The 19,964-nt window shown below is 74.3% G+C and carries 18 protein-coding genes and 1 riboswitch; of the genes, 13 read left to right on the top strand and 5 right to left on the bottom strand.

The genetic code is table 11. The features are described 5' to 3' along the window. Positions 1–113 precede the first annotated feature (113 nt). Positions 114–264, top strand: a riboswitch (cobalamin riboswitch). Between the two features lie 130 nt (positions 265–394). The 6 genes from ACFV57_RS32325 to ACFV57_RS32300 are packed head-to-tail and all read left to right on the top strand — an operon-like array spanning position 395 to position 7,895. Beyond that, complete coding sequence (locus ACFV57_RS32325; RefSeq protein ID WP_385239495.1) at positions 395–1,375, top strand: cobalamin biosynthesis protein; 981 nt, start codon at positions 395–397, stop codon at positions 1,373–1,375. 31 nt (positions 1,376–1,406) lie between these two features. Beyond that, positions 1,407–3,041, top strand: a complete 1,635-nt coding sequence (locus tag ACFV57_RS32320) for a cobyric acid synthase (protein ID WP_385239493.1) — start codon at positions 1,407–1,409, stop codon at positions 3,039–3,041. Beyond that, on the top strand, positions 3,041–5,164 hold the full coding sequence (locus ACFV57_RS32315; RefSeq protein ID WP_385239491.1) for a putative cobaltochelatase: 2,124 nt from the start codon (positions 3,041–3,043) through the stop codon (positions 5,162–5,164). The genes ACFV57_RS32320 and ACFV57_RS32315 overlap by 1 nt, the downstream gene beginning before the upstream one ends. Next, positions 5,164–5,763 carry a cob(I)yrinic acid a,c-diamide adenosyltransferase gene (cobO, locus tag ACFV57_RS32310; protein WP_385239489.1) on the top strand — a complete coding sequence of 200 codons (600 nt, stop codon included), beginning with the start codon at positions 5,164–5,166 and terminating at the stop codon, positions 5,761–5,763. The genes ACFV57_RS32315 and cobO overlap by 1 nt, the downstream gene beginning before the upstream one ends. Positions 5,764–5,818: 55 nt before the next feature. After that, positions 5,819–7,258, top strand: coding sequence for a cobyrinate a,c-diamide synthase (locus ACFV57_RS32305; RefSeq protein ID WP_385239487.1), 1,440 nt, complete (start codon positions 5,819–5,821; stop codon positions 7,256–7,258). Further along, positions 7,251–7,895 (top strand): VOC family protein, encoded by a 645-nt coding sequence (locus ACFV57_RS32300; protein ID WP_385239485.1) that lies wholly within the window; start codon positions 7,251–7,253, stop codon positions 7,893–7,895. Before ACFV57_RS32305 ends, ACFV57_RS32300 begins: the two co-directional genes overlap by 8 nt. Positions 7,896–7,938: 43 nt before the next feature. On the opposite strand, the gene ACFV57_RS32295 is transcribed toward ACFV57_RS32300, so the two are convergent. Next, positions 7,939–8,664, bottom strand: a complete 726-nt coding sequence (locus ACFV57_RS32295) for a ZIP family metal transporter (RefSeq protein ID WP_385239483.1) — start codon at positions 8,662–8,664, stop codon at positions 7,939–7,941. Positions 8,665–8,756: 92 nt separating this feature from the next. Between ACFV57_RS32295 and cobC the strand changes: the two genes are divergently transcribed. Then, positions 8,757–10,328, top strand: a complete 1,572-nt coding sequence (cobC, locus tag ACFV57_RS32290) for an Rv2231c family pyridoxal phosphate-dependent protein CobC (RefSeq protein WP_385239481.1) — start codon at positions 8,757–8,759, stop codon at positions 10,326–10,328. Positions 10,329–10,353: 25 nt separating this feature from the next. On the opposite strand, the gene ACFV57_RS32285 is transcribed toward cobC, so the two are convergent. Both ACFV57_RS32285 and ACFV57_RS32280 read right to left on the bottom strand, forming a co-directional pair. Beyond that, positions 10,354–11,100: an SDR family NAD(P)-dependent oxidoreductase gene (locus tag ACFV57_RS32285; protein WP_385239479.1), complete on the bottom strand. Its 747-nt coding sequence runs from the start codon at positions 11,098–11,100 to the stop codon at positions 10,354–10,356. A 40-nt stretch (positions 11,101–11,140) separates the two neighbouring features. Continuing rightward, positions 11,141–11,521: a hypothetical protein gene (locus ACFV57_RS32280; RefSeq protein ID WP_385239477.1), complete on the bottom strand. Its 381-nt coding sequence runs from the start codon at positions 11,519–11,521 to the stop codon at positions 11,141–11,143. A gap of 161 nt (positions 11,522–11,682) precedes the next feature. Between ACFV57_RS32280 and ACFV57_RS32275 the strand changes: the two genes are divergently transcribed. Together ACFV57_RS32275 and ACFV57_RS32270 are read left to right on the top strand one after the other, a co-directional pair. Beyond that, positions 11,683–12,048 (top strand): ArsR/SmtB family transcription factor, encoded by a 366-nt coding sequence (locus ACFV57_RS32275; protein ID WP_385239475.1) that lies wholly within the window; start codon positions 11,683–11,685, stop codon positions 12,046–12,048. A gap of 102 nt (positions 12,049–12,150) precedes the next feature. Next, entirely contained in the window at positions 12,151–13,152 is a 1,002-nt protein-coding gene (locus tag ACFV57_RS32270) for a bile acid:sodium symporter family protein (RefSeq protein ID WP_385239473.1), read from the top strand. Positions 13,153–13,678: 526 nt separating this feature from the next. Here ACFV57_RS32270 and ACFV57_RS32265 read toward each other — a convergent pair. After that, positions 13,679–14,770 carry an amidohydrolase family protein gene (locus tag ACFV57_RS32265; protein ID WP_385239471.1) on the bottom strand — a complete coding sequence of 364 codons (1,092 nt, stop codon included), beginning with the start codon at positions 14,768–14,770 and terminating at the stop codon, positions 13,679–13,681. A gap of 562 nt (positions 14,771–15,332) precedes the next feature. Between ACFV57_RS32265 and ectA the strand changes: the two genes are divergently transcribed. From ectA to thpD, 4 genes are all read left to right on the top strand, one after another. Next, positions 15,333–15,848: a diaminobutyrate acetyltransferase gene (gene ectA / locus ACFV57_RS32260; protein WP_385239469.1), complete on the top strand. Its 516-nt coding sequence runs from the start codon at positions 15,333–15,335 to the stop codon at positions 15,846–15,848. 62 nt (positions 15,849–15,910) lie between these two features. Continuing rightward, positions 15,911–17,179 carry a diaminobutyrate--2-oxoglutarate transaminase gene (gene ectB, locus ACFV57_RS32255; protein ID WP_385239467.1) on the top strand — a complete coding sequence of 423 codons (1,269 nt, stop codon included), beginning with the start codon at positions 15,911–15,913 and terminating at the stop codon, positions 17,177–17,179. Between the two features lie 57 nt (positions 17,180–17,236). Then, the gene (locus tag ACFV57_RS32250; RefSeq protein WP_385239465.1) at positions 17,237–17,659 is read left to right on the top strand and encodes an ectoine synthase; all 423 of its coding nucleotides are present in this window, start codon (positions 17,237–17,239) and stop codon (positions 17,657–17,659) included. 87 nt (positions 17,660–17,746) lie between these two features. Further along, positions 17,747–18,646: an ectoine hydroxylase gene (gene thpD, locus ACFV57_RS32245; protein ID WP_385239463.1), complete on the top strand. Its 900-nt coding sequence runs from the start codon at positions 17,747–17,749 to the stop codon at positions 18,644–18,646. Positions 18,647–18,688: 42 nt separating this feature from the next. Here the strand turns inward: thpD and ACFV57_RS32240 are convergent, their stop codons facing one another. After that, complete coding sequence (locus ACFV57_RS32240; protein ID WP_385239461.1) at positions 18,689–19,930, bottom strand: maleylpyruvate isomerase family mycothiol-dependent enzyme; 1,242 nt, start codon at positions 19,928–19,930, stop codon at positions 18,689–18,691. Positions 19,931–19,964 lie beyond the last annotated feature (34 nt).

The raw sequence follows: 19,964 nt of genomic DNA, 5'->3' as shown, positions 1-19,964 counted from the left end.
GCCCTTCGCTGTGTCCTTGGACACAGGCACTGCCACAGGTCTGCGCCGCAGGTCAAGCGCGAGTTGACGGGCCCAGCGGACCGTGGTGGACTGCCGGAGCCATTCGGCGACAGATGAGGAAGTCCGGTGAGAATCCGGCGCGGTCCCGCCACTGTCACCGGGGAGCGCCCCTCCATCAAGGGCCACGGTCCGCGTCCGGGACGCAGGTCGCCGTAACGGGCTGGAAGGCCGGGGGAAGCGCCGATCCGGGGAGCCAGGAGACTCTCGTCGCCGTACCCGTCGAACCAGGGCGCGGACCCTGAGTGAGGACCTACCGCCATGTCCGGCCGCAGTTCGAGATCTCCTGGACGTACCCCTGTGCTGCCCCTCCGAGGCGCGACGGCGGTCTGATCCGATGCGTGCCGAACACGCCGGCTACGCGTGCGGCGCGGCCCTCGGCTTCCTCGGCGACCTGGCCCTGGGCGATCCCCGGCGCGGCCATCCCGTGGCCGCCTTCGGGCGGGCCGCTGCCGCCGCGGAGCGCCGCCTGTGGCGCGACGACCGTGGGCGCGGGGCCCTGCACACCGCGCTGTGCGCGGGCGGTACCGCCGTCGGCGCCGCGCTGCTGGACCGCGCCGTACGCCGCTCCCCCGCCGCCTTCCCCGCGTCCGTCGCGCTGACCGCCGCCGCCACCTGGGCCGTCCTGGGCGGCACGTCGCTGGGCCGCGAGGCGCGGGCCGTCGGCGGCGCGCTCGCGGCGGGCGACCTCGACGTGGCGCGCGAGCGGCTGCCGCACCTGTGCGGACGCGATCCGCAGGCCCTGGACGGGCAGCAGATGGCGCGCGCGGTGGTCGAGTCCGTCGCCGAGAACACCTCGGACGCGGTGGTCGGCGCCCTCGTGTGGGGCGCGGTCGCCGGGGTGCCGGGGCTGCTGGCCTTCCGGGCCGTCAACACTCTGGACGCGATGGTGGGTCACAAGTCGCCGCGCCACCGGCGCTTCGGCTGGTCCGCGGCCCGGCTCGACGACGTGGCCGGCTGGCCCGGCTCCCGGCTGACCGCCGCGCTGGCGGTCCTCGCCGGGCCGGACCGGCGGGGCGCCCGGCGCGCCTGGCGGCAGGACGGCCCGTCCCACCCGAGCCCCAACGCGGGCCCGGTGGAGGCGGCGTTCGCCGGGGCGCTGGGCGTACGGCTGGGCGGCACCCTGGCGTACGGCGGCCGGATCGAGCACCGGCCGGTGCTCAACGGCGCCGCCGGCCGGCCCGTCGCGGTGCCGGACATCGAGCGGGCCGTGACGCTGTCGCGCCGGGTGAGCGCGCTGGCGCTGGCGGCCACGGTCGCGGGCCGGCTGGCGGTCGGTGCCGCGCGGCGGTGCCGTACGGCCGGGAGGGCCAAGTGAGCAGCGTACGGCGGACGGCGAGGAGTGCCACGTGAACGGACCGGGTCAAGCGTCGCTCGGCGGCGGGCTGCTGGTGGCGGGCACCACGTCCGACGCGGGCAAGAGCGTGGTGACGGCGGGCATCTGCCGCTGGCTGGCCCGCAAGGGCGTCAAGGTGGCGCCCTTCAAGGCGCAGAACATGTCGCTGAACTCGTTCGTGACGCGCGAGGGCGCGGAGATCGGGCGGGCGCAGGCCATGCAGGCCGCCGCGGCGCGCGTCGAGCCGAGCGCGCTGATGAATCCCGTGCTGCTGAAGCCGGGCAGTGACCGCAGCAGCCAGGTCGTGCTGATGGGCAAGCCGGTGGGCGAGCTGAGCGCGCGCGGCTATCACGCGGGGCGCCAGGAGCAGTTGCTCGGTACGGTCACGGACTGCCTCCAGGAGCTGCGCCGTACGCACGACGCGGTGATCTGCGAGGGCGCCGGCAGCCCGGCGGAGATCAACCTGCGGCGTACCGACATCGTGAACATGGGCATCGCGCGGGCCGCCCGGATTCCGGCGGTGGTGGTCGGCGACATCGACCGGGGCGGCGTGTTCGCCTCGTTCTTCGGCACCACGGCGCTGCTGTCGCCGGAGGACCAGGCGCTGGTCGCGGGCTACCTGGTCAACAAGTTCCGCGGCGACGTGACGCTGCTGGAGCCCGGTCTGGAGATGCTGAAGGAGCTGACCGGGCGGCCCACCCTCGGGGTGCTGCCGTTCGCGCACGGCCTCGGCATCGACGAGGAGGACGGCCTGCGGGTGTCGCTGCGCGGCGCGGTCCGCGAGAGCGTCGTCGCGCCGCCGCACGGCGCCGACGTGCTGCGGGTCGCCGTGGCGGCCGTACCGCTGATGTCGAACTTCACGGACGTGGACGCGCTGGCCGCCGAACCGGGCGTCGTGGTGCGGTTCGTGGACCGCCCCGAGGAGCTGGCCGACGCCGACCTCGTCGTCCTGCCCGGCACCCGTGGCACCGTCCGCGCGCTCCAGTGGCTGCGCGAGCGCGGCATCGCCGACGCGGTGCGGCGGCGGGCCGCGGAAGGGCGCCCGGTGCTCGGCATCTGCGGCGGCTTCCAGATGCTGGGCGAACGCATCGAGGACGAGGTCGAGTCGAAGGCCGGGACGGTGGACGGGCTGGGCCTGCTGCCCGTACGCGTACGGTTCGCGGCGGAGAAGACCCTGGCCCGGCCGGCCGGGGAGGCGCTGGGCGAACCGGTCGAGGGATACGAGATCCATCACGGCGTGGCCGAGGTCGTCGGCGGGGAGCCCTTCCTGGAGGGCTGCCGGTCCGGGGCGGTCTGGGGCACGCACTGGCACGGCTCCCTGGAGAGCGACGGTTTCCGGCGGGCGTTCCTGCGGCGGGTGGCGGCCGACGCGGGCCGCGCGTTCGTCCCGGCGCCGGACACCAGCTTCGCCGGGCTGCGCGAGGAACAGCTCGACAAGCTGGGTGACCTGATCGAGGAGCACGCGGACACGGAGGCGCTGCTGCGGCTCATCGAGGACGGAGTGCCGGCGGGGCTGCCGTTCGTGCCTCCGGGAGCGCCGTCCATACCGCAGCCGTCCCGCACCCCGGCGGCAGCCGGCCCCGACGCACCACGCGCGGCCTCGCCCGCGCCCGCACACCGCACGTCCCTCGAAGGGGGTACTCCTTAATGGCATCGGTCCCTTATCCGTTCACCGCGGTCGTCGGCATGTCCGACATGCGGCTGAGCCTGCTGCTCAACGCCATCTCGCCGGCCATCGGCGGGGTGCTCGTCCGCGGCGAGAAGGGCACCGCGAAGTCGACGATCGTGCGGGGCCTGACGGCGCTGATGCCGGACGTCCCCGTCGTCACCGGCTGCCGCTTCTCCTGCGACCCGGCCGCGCCGGACCCGGCCTGCCCGGACGGCCCCCACGAGGCGGGCGGCTCGGAGGAGCGCCCGGCCCGCATGGTCGAACTGCCCGTGGGCGCCTCCGAGGACCGGCTCGTCGGCGCGCTGGACATCGAACGGGCCCTGTCGGAGGGCGTGAAGGCGTTCGAGCCCGGCCTGCTGGCGGACGCGCACCGCGGCATCCTGTACGTCGACGAGGTCAACCTCCTCCACGACCACCTCGTGGACCTGCTGCTGGACGCCGCCGCCATGGGCGCCTCCTACGTGGAGCGCGAGGGCGTCTCCGTACGGCACGCCGCGCGCTTCCTGCTCGTCGGCACCATGAACCCCGAAGAGGGGGAGCTGCGCCCGCAGTTGCTGGACCGTTTCGGGCTGACCGTGGAGGTCGCCGCGTCCCGCGAGCCGGACCAGCGGGTGGAGGTCGTGCGGCGGCGGCTGGCGTACGACGGGGACCCGGCGGGTTTCGCGGCGCGCTGGGCCGCCGAGGAGGGCGAGCTGCGGGAGCGGATCGCCGCCGCGCGGGCGCTGCTGCCGGACGTGGCCCTCGGGGACGCGGTGCTGCGGCAGATCGCCGCGGTGTGTGCCGCGTTCGAGGTGGACGGTATGCGCGCGGACATCGTGATGGCGCGCACCGCCTGCGCGCTGGCCGCCTGGGCGGGCCGTACGGACGTCCGCGAGGAGGACGTCCGGCAGGCCGCGCTCCTGGCGCTCCCCCACCGGCGCCGCCGCAACCCGTTCGACGCCCCCGGCCTGGACGAGGACAAGCTCGACCGGACGCTGGAGGAGTTCGCCGCGGACGAGGACGACGACCCGGAGCCCGACCCGGACCCGGACGGCGGCCCGGACGACGGCCCCGACGGACCGGGCGGCGGGCAGCCGCCACAGGACGGCGACGGCGGTACGGACGGGCCGCAGGGCGAGGACGCCCCGGCCCCGCACGACCAGCCGCAGCTGCCCGAGCAGTCGCAGGCGCCGGAGCAGGACCCGGCGCCCGCCGACCCGAAGGCGCAGGCCGAAGGCCCGGAGGAGGACGCTCCCGGCGGGGGCGGCGAGAAGGCCGCCGTCGGCGCGGGCGAGCCGTTCCGTACGCGGCGGCTGGATGTGCCGGGGCTCGGCGAGGGCGCGGACGGCCGCCGTTCGCGGGCCCGTACGGCCCACGGCCGTACCACCGGCGCCCGGCGCCCGCAGGGCACCCTGACCAAACTGCACCTGGCCGCGACCGTGCAGGCCGCCGCGCCGCACCAGGTGGCGCGCGGGCGCAGCGGCCCGGGGCTCGTCGTACGCCGGGACGATCTGCGCGAGGCGGTGCGCGAGGGCCGCGAGGGCAATCTCGTGCTCTTCGTGGTGGACGCGTCCGGTTCGATGGCGGCGCGCAAGCGGATGAGCGCGGTCAAGGGCGCGGTGCTGTCCCTGCTGCTCGACGCCTACCAGCGGCGCGACAAGATCGGCATGATCACTTTCCGTGGCGCGGAGGCCGAACTGGCGCTGCCGCCCACCTCGTCGGTGGAGGCGGGCGCGGCCCGGCTGGAGTCGCTGCCCACCGGCGGCCGGACCCCGCTGTCCGCGGGGCTGCTCAAGGCCCACGAGGTGCTGCGCGTGGAACGGCTGCGGGACGCCTCGCGCCGCCCGCTGCTGGTCGTCGTCACCGACGGCCGGTCCACCGGCGGCCCCGAGCCGCTGGTACGCACGTCCCGCGCGGCGCGGCTGCTGGGCGCTGAGGGCGTCGCCTCGGTGGTCGTGGACTGCGAGGCGGGTCCGGTACGGCTGGGACTGGCGGGCGAGCTGGCCCGGGATCTCCAGGGCACCGCCGTCACCCTTGACGAGCTGCGCGCGGACAGCGTCTCCGCGCTTGTCCGCGACGTGCGCGGACAAGGCACCAACCACACCATCAGGAGGGCCGCGTAATGCCACAGGGACAGCCGTCCGTCGTCCCGGACGACGGACTGACCACACGCCAGCGCCGCAACCGCCCGCTGGTGCTGGTGCACACCGGCCCCGGCAAGGGCAAGTCCACCGCCGCCTTCGGGCTGGCGCTGCGGGCCTGGAACCAGGGCTGGCCCGTCGGGGTGTTCCAGTTCGTGAAGTCGGCGAAGTGGAAGGTGGGCGAGGAGCGGGCGCTGCGGGTACTCGGCGAGACCGGCGAGGGCGGCACCGTCGCCTGGCACAAGATGGGCGAGGGCTGGTCGTGGGTCCAGCGCGACTCGCAGTTCAGCAACGAGGAGGCGGCCCGCGAGGGCTGGGAGCAGGTCAAGCGGGACCTGGCCGCCGAGACGTACAAGCTGTACGTGCTCGACGAGTTCGCGTACCCGATGCACTGGGGGTGGGTGGACCCCGCCGAGGTGGTCTCCGTCCTGCGCGACCGGCCGGGCACCCAGCACGTCGTCGTCACGGGCCGCAACGCGCCCCAGGAGCTGTGCGACTACGCGGACCTGGTGACCGAGATGACCAAGGTCAAGCACCCGATGGACGCGGGCCAGAAGGGCCAGCGGGGCATCGAGTGGTGACGGCGCCGCCGGACACCGCAGCGACGCGAGCAGCAGCACCAGGAGCATTCGAGCAGTGAGCATCATCCCCCGGCTCGTCATCGCCGCACCCGCCTCGGGCAGCGGCAAGACGACCGTCGCCACCGGCCTGATGGCGGCCTTCACCGAGGCCGGGCTGACGGTCTCCGCGCACAAGGTGGGCCCGGACTACATCGACCCGGGCTACCACGCGCTGGCGACCGGCCGGCCGGGCCGCAACCTGGACGCGTACCTGTGCGGCCCGGACCAGGTGGCGCCGCTGTTCCTGCACGGCGCCGCCGGTGCCGACCTGGCGGTGGTCGAGGGCGTGATGGGGCTGTACGACGGCGCCTCCGGGCTCGGCGAACTGGCCTCCACCGCGCACGTCGCCAAGCTGCTGCGGGCGCCGGTGGTACTGGTCGTGGACGCCTCGGCGCAGTCCAGGTCGGTGGCCGCGCTGGTGCACGGCTTCGCGTCCTGGGACCCCGGGGTGCGGCTGGCCGGAGTGATCCTGAACAAGGTCGGCTCGGACCGGCACGAGGAGCTGCTGCGCGCGGCGCTCGACGAGGTGGGCGTGCCGGTGCTGGGCGCGCTGCGCCGGGCGCCGCAGGTGCAGACGCCGTCACGGCACCTGGGGCTGATTCCGGTCGCCGAGCGGCAGACCGAGGCGGTGGAGTCCGTACGGGCGCAGGCCGCGCAGGTACGGGAGGGCTGCGACCTCAAGGCGCTGCTGGCGCTGGCGCACAGCGCGCCCGAACTGCCGGGCGAGGCCTGGGACCCGGCGCGGGCCGTCGCGCGAAGCGCCCGGGGCGACGGGGACGAGGCGGGCGCGGTGCCGGACGCCGCCGCCGGCACGGGCGCGGTGACCGGCAAGCCGGTGGTGGCCGTCGCGGGCGGCGCCGCCTTCACGTTCTCGTACGCCGAGCACGCCGAGCTGCTGACGGCGGCCGGCGCGGAGGTGGCCGTCTTCGACCCGCTGCGGGACGAGCGGCTGCCGGCCGGGACGCAGGCGCTGGTGATCGGCGGCGGCTTCCCCGAGATGTACGCGGCCGAGCTGTCCGCCAACGAGCCGCTGCGCCGGGCCGTGGTGGACCTGGCGGGCTCCGGCGCGCCGGTCGTCGCCGAGTGCGCGGGGCTGCTGTACCTGTCGCGGAGCCTGGACGGCAGGCCAATGTGCGGGGTGCTGCCCGCCGACGCGCGGATGTCGCAGCGGCTCACGCTCGGCTACCGGGAGGCGGTGGCGCTGGAGGACAACGCCCTTGCGGTGGCGGGCACACGGGTGCGCGGCCACGAGTTCCACCGTACGGTGCTGGAACCGGGCGCGGGCCCCTCCCCCGCCTGGGGCATGACCCACCCCGCGCGGCGGGTGGAGGGCCACGTCCAAGGCGGGGTGCACGCCTCGTACCTGCACGTCCACTGGGCGGCCGAGCCGTCGCTGGCCCGCCGCCTGGCCGCCAACGCCGCTGTCCGCCCGCCGCTGGAGGCACCCTGTGGCTGACGCCGTACTGGACCACCTGGTCCTCGCCACGCCCGATCTGGAGGGCACCGCCGCCGAGGTCGCCGCGCTGACCGGTGTCCGGCCGGTGCCGGGCGGCGGCCACCCGGGCCGGGGCACCCGCAACGCCCTGCTGGGCCTCGGCGGCGGCGCCTATCTGGAGATCATCGGCCCCGACCCCGCGCAGCCGGCCCCCGAGGCGCCGCGCTGGTTCGGCATCGACGTGCTGCGCGGGCCCCGGCTGGCGCACTGGGCGGTCCGGGTGCACGGCATCGCCGGGCACGTGGCGCGGGCCCGCGCGAGGGGCTACGACCCGGGCGAGCCGGTGGCGATGTCGCGCCGTACGCCGGACGGCGGCACCCTTTCCTGGACCCTGACGCCGCCGCGTACGGGCGGCGGGCTGGTGCCGTTCCTGCTGGACTGGGGCGATGCCCCGCACCCGGCAGCCGGGCAGGCGCTGCCGGTCGTACCACTGCGGGCGTTCTCCGGCACGCACCCCGACCCGGGGACGATCCGCGCCGAACTGGCCGCCCTGGGCGCCACGCTCACCGTCGAGGCAGGCGACGAGCCGGGGCTGTCGGCGGTCCTGGAGGGGCGCAACGGGCCGGTCTCCATAGGGGTGGGAGCCGGCGCGCCGTGACCGTCGTTTCCGGCGCCGGGCCGGCCGGCCGTGCGCTGCCCGTTCAGCCCGCGATGCCGACCACCAGCCAGATGAACGCCACCCCCGCCACGGTGCACAGCAGCGTGGACAGCGCGGGATGGTCGTGATGTGCCTCCGGGAGGATGTCGGAGGTCGCCAGGTAGAGCAGGACGCCGCCGAAGAAGCCCAGGTAAATTCCGAGCCACTGCTCCGGAAGGGTGAACAGCAGCGTGGCGGCGGCGCCGGCCAGCGGGGCGAGCGCGTCCGCGCCGAGCATCAGCAGCGCCCGGTTGCGGGCGTTCCCGTACAGGCTGGTGATCGTGTACGTGTTGAAGCCGTCCGCGAAGTCGTGGGCGATGACCGCGAGCGCCACGGCCACCGCCATCTCGCGGCCGACCTGGTAGGCCAGGCCGATCGCGAAGCCGTCCATGAAGCTGTGCACCACCATGGCCGCGGCGGCCGTCAGGCCCACCTGCGGCACCCGTTCCTCCGGGTCCATGCCGTGCGCCGCCTTGCGGACCGCCAGCAGCCGTTCCACCGCGTGCGCGGCGAGGAAGCCGAGGACGAAGCAGAGCAGCGCGGCCGGTACGCCGTGCACCTCGCCGCCCGCCGCCTCCAGCGCCTCGGGCAGCAGGTCGAGGCCGACCACGCCCAGCATCAGGCCGCCGGCCAGGCCCAGGACGAGGTGCCGGCGGTCGGTGACGCGGTGGGCGACCCAGCCGCCGACCAGGGTCATCAGGAACGCGCCCAGCGCGATGACCACCGGCACGGTCTCACCCCTTCCCCGGGGTTCCGGCACCCCTCACTCCTGCTTACTGACCGGCCGCGCATCCCGCATGTCCGGGCCGCCGGGCGGCCGCGGTGAACGCGGCACCGCTGGTCGTCGGCGTCGGCGCCCGCCGGGGCGTCCCGGCCGCCGAGGTGCTGGCGCTGGTCGCCGACAGTCTCGCCTCGGCGGGCCTGGCGCCGGACGCGGTCACCGCGCTCGCGACCGTGGACACCAAGGCGGCGGAGCCGGGGCTGACCGGGGCGGCGGAGCGGCTGGGCGTGCCGCTGCTGGTGTTCCCGGCGGCGGTGCTGGCCGCCGTGCCCGTCCCGCATCCGTCCTCCGCGCCGCTGGCCGCCACTGGTACGCCGAGCGTCGCGGAGGCCGCGGCGCTGGCCGGCGCGGGTGCGTGGCCGGGGGGCGCCGGGCCGGGGGGCGCCGGGCCGAATGGCGGGGCTGGGCTCCACCTCCTCGTGGGCAAGCGCAAGTCGGTACCGGGGGCGCGCGCCACCTGCGCCGTCGCGCGCGCCCGCACTTCACCCCCTCTGCTCCAAGGAGACCTCGTGACCACCCCGCCGACCGCCGGTCCCTCCGGCATACCCGGCCCCCACCTGCACGAACCGGACCTGCGCCACCACGGTGACGCCGAGGTGCGCGGCGCGGACGCCGGACTGACCGATCTCGCGGTCAACGTGCGCGCCGGTACCCCGCCGGCCTGGCTCAAGGCGCGCATCGCCGCCTCGCTGGACGGGCTCGCCGCGTACCCGGACGGCGGCCCGGCGCGCCGGGCGGTGGCGGCGCGGCACGGCCTGCCGCCGGAGCGGGTGCTGCTGACGGCGGGGGCGGCGGAGGCGTTCGTGCTGATCGCCCGTGCCGTACGGGCCCGCCGGCCGGTCGTCGTGCACCCGCAGTTCACCGAGCCGGAGGCGGCGCTGCGCGACGCCGGGCACACGGTGGAACGGCTGCTGCTCACCGAGCGGGACGGCTTCCGGCTGGCCGCGGACGCGGTGCCCGCGGAGGCCGACCTCGTCGTCGTCGGCAACCCCACCAACCCCACCTCCGTCCTGCACCCCGCCGAGGAGATCGCCCGGCTGGCGCGGCCCGGCCGGACCCTGGTCGTGGACGAGGCGTTCATGGACGCGGTCCCCGGCGAGCACGCGTCGCTGGCGTCCCGTACGGACGTTCCGGGGCTGGTGGTGCTGCGCAGCCTGACCAAGACGTGGGGCCTGGCGGGACTGCGGATCGGCTACGTACTGGCCGCCCCGGAGATCATCGCCGGCCTGGAGCGGGCGCAGCCGCTGTGGCCGGTGTCGGCGCCGGCCCTCGCCGCTGCCGAGGCATGCTGCGAGCCCGCGGCGCTGGCGGAGGCGGCGGAAGCGGCCCGGCGGATCGCGGCGGACCGGGACCATCTGCTGGCCCGGCTGGCCCAGGTGCGCGGGCCCGACGGCCAGGGGGTGCACACGGCGGCCCCGGCCGAGGGGCCCTTCGTACTGATCCGGCTGCCGGACGCCGCGGCCGTACGCGGCCGGCTGCGCACGCTCGGCTTCGCGGTGCGGCGCGGCGACACGTTCCCGGGGCTGGGCACCGAGTGGCTGCGGCTGGCGGTGCGGGACCGGGCGACGACGGACCGGTTCGCGGTGGCGCTGGAGAAGGCACTGACGGGCTGACCCGGCGGTTTCGCTTCTCGCTACCTCAGCGCATCAGCGCGCCGCCGTTCACGTCGTACGTGGCACCGGTGACGAACGTTTCCTGCGACGCCAGGAACACGGCGACGCGGGCGACCTCCTCCGGGGTGGCGATCCTGCCGAGCGGCACCTGCGCGGTGAGCGCGGCGAGTGCCTCGGGCGAAACGGACCGGACCATCGGTGTGTCGATCATCGCGGGCGCGACGGTGTTGACGGTGATGCCGTCACCGGCCAGTTCGGCGGCGAAGACCCGGCTCAGCGCGATCAGCCCGGCCTTGGAGGACCCGTAGGCGGCGCCGGTGGGACGGGGCGTCTGCCCGGCGATCGAGGCCATGTTGACGATGCGTCCGCGGCCGCGCTCGCGCATGTCCCCGGCGACGGCCCTGGTCAGGAAGAAGACGGCGCGCAGGTTGACCGCGAACACCTCGTCCCACTCCTCGGGGGTGATCTCCCACAGGGGCTTGGCCAGGGGCCGGGCCGCGTTGTTGACCAGGACGTCCACGGGGCGCCAGGCGCGGACCGCGCGGTGGGCGGCCTCGACGGCGGCGAGGTCGCCCAGGTCGGCGTGGACCGCGCGGACGCGGTCCCCGTCCGGGTCCAGGCTCGCGGCGAGCGCGCGGTTGGCCGCGTCGTCGACGTCCAGGGCGGCGATGTACGCGCCTTCGGCGTGGAAGGCGCGGACGAGGGCGGCGCCGAGGCCCTGGGCACTGCCGGTGATCAGTACGGTGCGGCCGGCGAGGCCGGTGTCGAGCACGGGGTGCTCCTTCCTGGGGGACGGGCGGGGGCCGGGGCGATCACTCGGTGCCGAAGAACAGCGGGCGGCCGGGGCGCGCCTCGACGCGCAGGTAGCGCCACAGGCGTACGCCCCCGTCGCCCACCTCCGTGTCGCGCACGATGCCGCAGATCCGGGACACGGTGTCCAGGTCGGGCACGTCGGCGAGGATGTACGAGGTCCAGGGCCAGGCGGTGGACGCGCCGACCATGAGCTGGTCGTCGTCGAGGGTACCGAGCACGCGGACGCCGAAGCGGTCGGCGAGCCGGTCGAAGGCGGGCGGGATGGCCGCGGCCACGGCGGCCCGTTCCTCGTCCCCGGCGTTGAAGAACTCCTGGGTGACGCCGATGCAGAAGAGCGTGCGCAGCGGGGCGTCGGGGGTGTGCGGTGCGGTGGCGGGCATGGCGGGACCTCGTCTCGTACAGCGGCGGGAGGGGCGCGCGGCGCATGGCGCGGCGACTTGCTTCGCACAAACACTTAGAGGATCGTCGAAGCATCGACCGTTCCGGACCGTATCACCCACTTAGAAGACTCTCGAACCATGCCTCTCACGGAGACCGCCACATGACCCCCGCGGAGACCGCCCCCACCAGCCACCCCGCCGGCTCCCCCGCGGCCGACCCCGACCAGCCGGACACCTCCGCCATCCGCCTCGGCCCGCTCCTCCAGGCGTTCGGGGACCCGCTGCGGCAGCGCATCGTGCGGCGGCTCGCGGCGGACGGCGAGGCGGGCTGCGGGGACATCGACCTGCCGGTGACGCGGGCCACCGGCTCGTACCACTTCCGCGTCCTGCGGCAGGCGGGCTGGACCCACACCCGCCGGATCGGCCGGGAGCGCTACATCTCGCTGCGCCGGGAGGACCTGGAGGCGCGGTTCCCGGGGCTGCTGGCGGCACTGCTCAAGGCCGCGGAGGCGGAGCACGCCGACTGACGGCGCACGCCGCCGCGTCGTACGGTGCCGCGTCGTACGGTGCCGCGTCCACCATCCGAAACCCGTTGTCCCGTACACGCAGCCCGGCGCTAAGGTGCCGCCGTGCCCACCGAACAGCTGCGCCAGCACCCCGCTCCCACCGGCGACCTGCCCGCCTCCGACCGGGCGGCGCGACGGGCCGTCACCGTCTTCCCGCTGCTGGTGATCGCGGCCGGCGCGGTCGGCCTGCTGTGGCCCGCGCCGTTCACCGGCTGGGCGCCCGCGGTGCCGTGGCTGCTCGGCGTGGTGATGTTCTCGATGGGCCTGACGCTGACGCCGCCGGACTTCACCGCGGTCGCCAAGCGCCCCTGGGCGGTGGGCCTGGGCCTGGTCGCCCACTACGTGATCATGCCGGGCCTGGGCTGGCTGATCGCGACCGTCCTGGACCTGCCGCCGCAGCTCGCGGCCGGCGTCATCCTGGTCGGCTGCGCGCCCAGCGGGACCGCCTCCAACGTCGTGACCTACCTCGCCCGCGGCGACGTCGCCCTGTCCGTCTCGGTCGCGACGGTCTCCACCGTCCTCGCGCCACTGATCACACCGCCGCTGACGCTGCTGCTCGCCGGGCAGTTCCTGGACGTGGACGCCGGGGTCATGGTGACCGACATCCTCAAGACGGTGCTGCTGCCGGTGCTCGGCGGCCTGCTGGTCCGGCTCGTCGCGGGCCGCTGGGTCGACCGGACGCTGCGCGCGCTGCCGTGGCTGTCCGCCGCGACGATCGCGGCGATCGTGCTCGTCGTGGTGTCCGGCAGCGCGGCGCTCATCAAGGACGCGGCGGCGCTGGTCATCGTGGCGGTCGTCCTGCACAACGGACTGGGGCTGGCCCTCGGCTACGCGGCCGGCCGGCTGGCCAGGCTGGGCCGACCGGCCGGGCGCGCGATGGCCTTCGAAGTCGGCATGCAGAACTCCGGCCTCGCGGCGTCCCTGGCCACCGCCCACTTCAGCCCGGCGGCGGCGCTCCCGGCAGCGGTCTTCTCCGTCTGGCACAACATCTCGGGCGCGCTGGTCGCCGCCTGGATGGCGCGCGGCGCGGTCAGGGGCGGAGGGCGGAGTTTCGACGGCCGGTGACCGGCCGAGCACCGTGGCCGACTCACGGCCCGTGCCGGGTGGCGCACCCCGCACCCGAGTACGGGGCCGGTCCTCCGGACTCCGTCCTGCGGCCCACCCCCTCCCGCCAGTACGGCGAACGACGGCCGGTGGGGGCAGACGTCCCCACCCACGTACGTGTCAGCCAACCGCGCACGGGAGGGCCCGGAACCGTAGGACGGAGTCCGTAGGGGCCGGACCCGCGCCACCCGCACCGGGCCGGGAGTTTCGACGGCCGGTGGCCAGCCAGACGCCGTGGCCGACTCGCTGCCCGTGCCGGGTGGCCCCCGCCGGGAGCCGGGTACGGGGCCGGTCCTCCGGACTCCGTCCTGCGGCCCACCCCCTCCCGCCAGTACGGCGAACGACGGCCGGTGGGGGCAGGCGTCCCCCACCCACGTACGTGTCAGCCAACCGCGCACGGGAGGGTCCGGAACCGTAGGACGGAGTCCGTAGGGGCCGGGCCCGCCACCGGCACCGGGGGAGCCACAAACGGCAAGGCGGGGAGGGGTCAGCCCACCACCCGCCCCCGTAGCACCACCCGTCGCGGCGCCGCCAGCACCCGTACGTCCGTGCGCGGATCGCCGTCGTAGACGACGAGGTCCGCCGGAGCTCCCTCCTCCAGGCCCGGCCGCCCCAGCCACCGCCGCGCCCCCCACGTCGTCGCCGCGAGCGCGTCCACCGCGGGGATGCCCGCCTTGGTCAGTTCGGCGACTTCCTGCGCGATCAGGCCGTGTGCGAGCGAGCCGCCCGCGTCGGTGCCGGCGAAGATGGGCACCCCGGCGTCGTATGCCGCGCGTACGGTGTCGTAGCGGCGCTCGTGCAGGCTCCTCATGTGGCTCGCCCAGGCGGGGAACTTCTTCTCACCCCCGTCCGCCAGGGTCGGGAACGTCGCGATGTTCACGAGCGTGGGGACGATCGCGACCCCGCGCTCGGCGAACAGCGGAATGGTCTCCTCGGTGAGGCCGGTGGCGTGTTCGATGCAGTCGATGCCCGCTTCGACCAGCGGGGCGAGGGTTTCCTCGGCGAAGCAGTGGGCCGTCACCCGGGCTCCGAGGCGGTGCGCCTCGGCGATGGCCGCCGCCACGGCGCCGCGCGGCCAGCAGGCCGACAGGTCTCCGGTCTCGCGGTCGATCCAGTCGCCGACCAGCTTGACCCAGCCGTCGCCGCGCCGCGCCTCCCGCGCGACGTACGCGACGAGGTCCTCGGGCTCGATCTCGTGGGCGTAGTTGCGGATGTAGCGGCGCGTACGGGCGATGTGCCGGCCCGCCCTGATGATCTTCGGCAGGTCCTCGCGGTCGTCGATCCAGCGGGTGTCGGACGGTGAACCGGCGTCCCTGAGCAGCAGTGTTCCCGCCTCCCGCTCGGTCAGCGCCTGTTTCTCGCTGGTCGCCTCGTCGACCGGGCCGTGGGCGTCGAGCCCGACGTGGCAGTGGGCGTCGACCAGTCCCGGCAGCGCCCAGCCCTCGACGGTCGTCACCTCCCGCGCGGCCGTCGGCCGTTCGTAGGTCACCCGGCCGCCGACGACCCAGAGTTCGTCGCGCACGTCGTCCGGCCCGGCCAGGACCCTCCCCTTGATGTGCAGCACCACGCTCTCACTCATGGCCGCACTGTATGACGCGCGGTACGCCGGACGGCACGGGGTCCGGGGGGCGGGGCCGCACAGGGGGGGCCGCCCGCCGGCCGACCCGCCCGTCACCCGTTGTCCGCACACGGTCCGTACGGCCGTACCGAGTCCCTTCCGTCCCATCCGGTGATCCGCTTCACGTAAACACCATGGACGTCCCGGCTTTTCTCGCGGTACACCTATTACCGGCGAATTCCCAATTCTTCAGTGCGCAGCTTCCCGTATTCTTCTGCCCGCTTTTTCGCAGCTCAAACGCCAAGATTTCGCTAGCGTCGGAGCAGGTAATTCCGTCGGGCCTCCAGGACGTTACGGAGCTGTGACCGACCACACAAGCTGTCTACTTCGCCCCATATTTTCCGGGCAAACCGGTACATCGTGCAGCCGTCTCGCGCGCTCGTGCGCTCCCGCGCGTTAACACAAGACCCCTTCTCCACGTAACCCCTCCTCGCGATGCATTTTCCTTTTTCCCTGGGTAAATTGAATTCGCATGACCGCCGCACAAGCAGACCATGCAGGTGCCCGAAGCGATATCAGAGAAATGCCGGAGGGTTTCAAGCTCGACACACCCCGCGTGGAGGACGGAGCCGCGATCTGGCGCATCGCCCGCGACTCCGGGACGCTCGACCTCAACTCCTCCTACAGCTACCTGCTGTGGTGTCGTGACTTCGCCGCCACCTCCGCCGTCGCCCGCGACGGCGAGGGCGAGCCGGCCGCCTTCGTCACCGGCTACCTCCGCCCCGAGTCCCCACAGACGCTCTTCATCTGGCAGATCGCCGTCGACGAGGCGCACCGCGGCCACGGCCTGGCCGCCGCCCTCCTGGACGGCCTGGTCGCCCGAACCGCCGGAGAGCTGGGCGTATGTCGCCTTGAGACCACCATCACCGAGGACAACGCGGCGTCCAACCGGCTCTTCGCCTCGTTCGCCGAACGCCACGGGGCGTCCGTGATACGCGAGGTGCTCCTCGACGCCGGGCTCTTCCCGGAGCAGGGGCACGAAGCAGAGGTGCTCCACCGCATCGGCCCGCTCGGTCCCCCTGCCGGGCACCGGCCCTGACCGCCCCCGCATCCCCCGCAGACTTCTCCCCGCTCACGCCACTCATCTCCCAGGAGCATGTTGTGACCATCACCCAGCCCGACCTGAGCGTCTTCGAGACCGTGGAGTCCGAGGTACGCAGCTACTGCCGCGGGTGGCCGACCGTCTTCGACCGCGCCCAGGGCAGCCACATGTACGACGAGGACGGCCACACCTACCTCGACTTCTTCGCCGGCGCCGGGTCGCTCAACTACGGGCACAACAACCCCGTACTCAAACGCGCCCTGATCGACTACATCGAGCGCGACGGCGTCACCCACGGCCTGGACATGTCCACCACGGCCAAGCGCGCGTTCCTGGAGACGTTCCAGAACACCATCCTGCGGCCCCGCGACCTGCCGTACAAGGTCATGTTCCCGGGCCCGACGGGCGCCAACGCCGTGGAGGCGGCGCTCAAGCTGGCCCGCAAGGTCAAGGGCCGCGAGTCGATCGTGTCCTTCACCAACGCCTTCCACGGCATGTCGCTGGGCGCCCTCGCGGTCACCGGCAACGCCTTCAAGCGCGCCGGTGCCGGCATCCCGCTGGTGCACGGCACCCCGATGCCGTTCGACAACTACCTCGACGGCACCTACCCGGACTTCCTCTGGTTCGAGCGCCTGCTGGAGGACAGCGGCTCGGGCCTGAACACGCCGGCCGCCGTGATCGTCGAGACGGTGCAGGGCGAGGGCGGCATCAACGTCGCCCGCGCCGAGTGGCTGCGCGCCCTGTCCGAGCTGTGCAAGCGCCGCGACATGCTGCTGATCGTCGACGACATCCAGATGGGCTGCGGCCGTACGGGTGCCTTCTTCTCCTTCGAGGAGGCGGGCATCGTGCCGGACATCGTCACCGTCTCGAAGTCCATCAGCGGCTACGGGCTGCCGCTCGCGCTCACCCTGTTCAAGCCGGAGCTGGACGTGTGGGAGCCGGGCGAGCACAACGGCACCTTCCGCGGCAACAACCCGGCCTTCGTCACCGCCGCCGCGGCCCTGGACACCTACTGGGCCGACGGCCAGATGGAGAAGCAGACGCTGGCCCGCGGCGAGATCATCGAGTCGCATCTGCGCGCCATCGTCGAGGAGCACCCCGACGCCATCGCCGAGTACCGCGGCCGCGGCATGGTCTGGGGCCTGGAGTGCTCCGACAAGCCGCTCGCCAACAAGATCGCCAAGCGCGCCTTCGAGCTGGGTCTGCTCATCGAGACCTCCGGCCCGGAGAGCGAGGTCGTCAAGCTGCTGCCGGCGCTGACGACCACCCCCGAGGAGCTGGACGAGGGTCTGCGCATCCTCGCCCGCGCGGTCCGCGACTGCGCCTGAGCGCGCCGCAGGACCGCACCCCTCCTTGTCCGCACCACAGAAAGGTACGAGAACACCGTGATCGTCCGATCCTTCAAGGACATCGAAGGCACCGACCGCCACGTCAAGGCGAAGTCGGGCACGTGGGAGAGCAAGCGCATCGTGCTCGCCAAGGAGCGCGTCGGCTTCTCGCTGCACGAGACCACCCTGTACGCGGGCACCGAGACGTCGATGTGGTACGCCAACCACATCGAGGCCGTGCTGTGCGTGGAGGGCGAGGCCGAGCTCACCAACGACGAGACCGGTGAGAAGCACACCATCACCCCGGGCACGATGTACCTGCTCGACGGGCACGAGAAGCACACCATGCGCATCAAGAAGGACTTCCGCTGCGTGTGTGTCTTCAACCCGCCGGTGACGGGCCGCGAGGACCACGACGAGAACGGCGTGTACCCGCTGCTCACCGAGCCCGAGCCCGAGACCGCCGGCCAGTCCGGCTGACGCGCTCGGCGCGAACCCCTGCCCCGTCCGGCAGCTGAGGAAGGCGCGAGAAGGAAAGCACGTACGAGAGGAGAGGAAGGCAACACCATGACCACCGCACCCGAGCGCACCGCCGACCTGTACCCGACCCGGGGAGCCACCGAGGTGATCACCCCGCGGCAGGACCCGGTGGTGTGGTCGCAGCCCGGCACGGAGGGACCCTTCCAGCCGGCCGAGCTGAGCGACTTCGAACGCGACGGTTTCTTCGCCATCGGGGAACTGCTGACGGCGGAAGAAGTCGCGGTGTACCGCGCCGAGCTGGACCGGCTCGTCAACGACCCGGCGATGCGGGCGGACGACCGCTCCATCGTCGAGCCGAAGTCCCAGGAGATCCGGTCCGTCTTCGAGGTGCACAAGATCAGCGAGGTGTTCGCCAAGCTGGTCTCCGACCCGCGCGTGGTGGGACGCGCCCGGCAGATCCTCGGCTCGGACGTCTACGTCCACCAGTCCAGGATCAACGTCAAGCCGGGCTTCGGCGCCTCCGGGTTCTACTGGCACTCCGACTTCGAGACCTGGCACGCCGAGGACGGTCTGGCCAACATGCGGACCGTGTCGGTCTCGATCGCGCTGACGGAGAACTTCGACACCAACGGCGGCCTGATGATCATGCCGGGTTCGCACCGGCACTTCCTCGGCTGCTCCGGTGAGACGCCGCGGGACAACTACAAGAAGTCGCTGCAGATGCAGGACGCGGGCACGCCGTCGGACGAGGCGCTGACCAAGCTGGCCGACGCGCACGGCATCAAGCTGTTCACCGGCAAGGCCGGCTCGGCCACCTGGTTCGACTGCAACTGCATGCACGGTTCCGGCGACAACATCACGCCGTACCCGCGCAGCAACGTCTTCGTCGTGTTCAACAGCGTGGCGAACACCGCGGTGGAACCCTTCGCGGCGCCGGTCCCGCGCCCGGAGTACATCGGCGCGCGTGACTTCACTCCCGTGAAGTAGCGCCCACGCCGTACGGTGCCGGCGGGGCACCACGGCACGGCGTCACAGCCAGGCCAGCGACGTGGCCGTCTCCAGCAGCCGCTGCGAGGCGGCCGCGTCGCCCGCCTGGCCCCGCGCGATCTCGTCCGGGTCCTGCCGCCCGCCGATGAGCAGCAGGAAGTCGGTGGCCTCCAGGACCAGTTCGGCGGCGATCGGCTCGGCGTCCGAGCCGAGTACCCAGTCGCCGCCGGCCTCGCCCTCCACCGACAGCAGCACCGGCCGGGCGTCCGGGCCCAGTGCCAGGTCCAGGATGCGCACCGCCAGCCCGAGGAACCTTTGCAGGTGCACCGGCAGTGGTGACGGTACGGTCCGGCCCAGCGCCCGCCCGATGTCCCGGGTGTGCACCCAGGTCTCGAACGCGCGGATCACGTAGTGGTCGGCGACCGGCAGCCGCAGGCCCATCAGGGTGGTGGCCAGGGCCGCCAGCTGCTCGTCGCCCGCCTCGGGCAGCGCCAGCAGCCCGTGTGCCTGGGTCCGCCACGCCTCCCGGGTCTCGGCGGGCGGCCGGGTGTGCTCGTAGGCCACCACCTCGTGCGTACGGGCCGCCCAGCGCAGCTCCCAGGGCGCGCCCGCACCGGCCGCCCGTCCCGCGGCCGGCCCGCCCGGCCCCGTACCGGCCGATGGCCCGAAGCCCTCCGGCCCCGCCCCGGACACCGGCCCCAGCCCCGTGCCCGCCTCGGTCACCGGTGCCAGGCCCAGCCGCTCGGCCAGCACTTCGTCGGCCGCGACCAAGTGCGCGACCGTGCCCTGGACGTCCCAGTCGTGCACGACTGGCGTACCCCAGCGGGCCGGGTCGCCGTCCAGCTCCCGCAGCAGCGCGTCCAGGCCGGCCACCGCGCCCGCGTACGGGGCGGCGTGCGCGGCCGGCAGGCCCTGGCCCGGTCGCGCGGCGCGGGCCGCGGCCATCAGCCGGCCGCGCGCCATGCCCGCGTTCGCCTTGCGCCCGGTGCCGCCGGGCGCGGGCTCGTCCAGCAGCCGTACGGTCTCCCGCAGCCGCCGTGCCTCGGCCGCGCACGGGGCGCAGTCGTGCAGGTGGCCACGGACCCGCGCGTCGTCGCCCGGCATGTCGGCGCCGAGCGCCCACGCCGCGAGCAGGGCGCTGACCTCCTCGTGCGCGGCGGACGGGCCGTCCGCCGCGCCGGGCCCGCCGAGGCTCTCGGGTCCGGCCGGGCCGCCGGGGTCCTCCGGCCCGCCGCCGCCCGGATCGCCCGTACCGCCCCCGCCGTTCATGCCGCCCGCAGCCATCGCACGCCCCTTCCCGCTGTCCCGCCGCCCGGCC

It is taken from the genome of Streptomyces sp. NPDC059788 (assembly GCF_042732265.1).
Lineage (GTDB): Bacteria > Actinomycetota > Actinomycetes > Streptomycetales > Streptomycetaceae > Streptomyces.
This window is presented reverse-complemented; position numbering and strand designations above follow the sequence as displayed.

What these genes read in the sequence shown, in the direction of transcription:
- ACFV57_RS32315 (WP_385239491.1), top strand. Translation starts at nt 3,041, where the DNA reads ATGGCATCGGTCCCTTATCCGTTCACCGCGGTCGTCGGCATGTCCGAC.
- ectA (WP_385239469.1), top strand. Translation starts at nt 15,333, where the DNA reads ATGCCGGAGGGTTTCAAGCTCGACACACCCCGCGTGGAGGACGGAGCC.
- ACFV57_RS32265 (WP_385239471.1), bottom strand. Translation starts at nt 14,770, where the DNA reads ATGAGTGAGAGCGTGGTGCTGCACATCAAGGGGAGGGTCCTGGCCGGG.
- cobO (WP_385239489.1), top strand. Translation starts at nt 5,164, where the DNA reads ATGCCACAGGGACAGCCGTCCGTCGTCCCGGACGACGGACTGACCACA.
- ACFV57_RS32275 (WP_385239475.1), top strand. Translation starts at nt 11,683, where the DNA reads ATGACCCCCGCGGAGACCGCCCCCACCAGCCACCCCGCCGGCTCCCCC.
- thpD (WP_385239463.1), top strand. Translation starts at nt 17,747, where the DNA reads ATGACCACCGCACCCGAGCGCACCGCCGACCTGTACCCGACCCGGGGA.
- ACFV57_RS32240 (WP_385239461.1), bottom strand. Translation starts at nt 19,930, where the DNA reads ATGGCTGCGGGCGGCATGAACGGCGGGGGCGGTACGGGCGATCCGGGC.
- ACFV57_RS32325 (WP_385239495.1), top strand. Translation starts at nt 395, where the DNA reads ATGCGTGCCGAACACGCCGGCTACGCGTGCGGCGCGGCCCTCGGCTTC.
- ACFV57_RS32280 (WP_385239477.1), bottom strand. Translation starts at nt 11,521, where the DNA reads ATGCCCGCCACCGCACCGCACACCCCCGACGCCCCGCTGCGCACGCTC.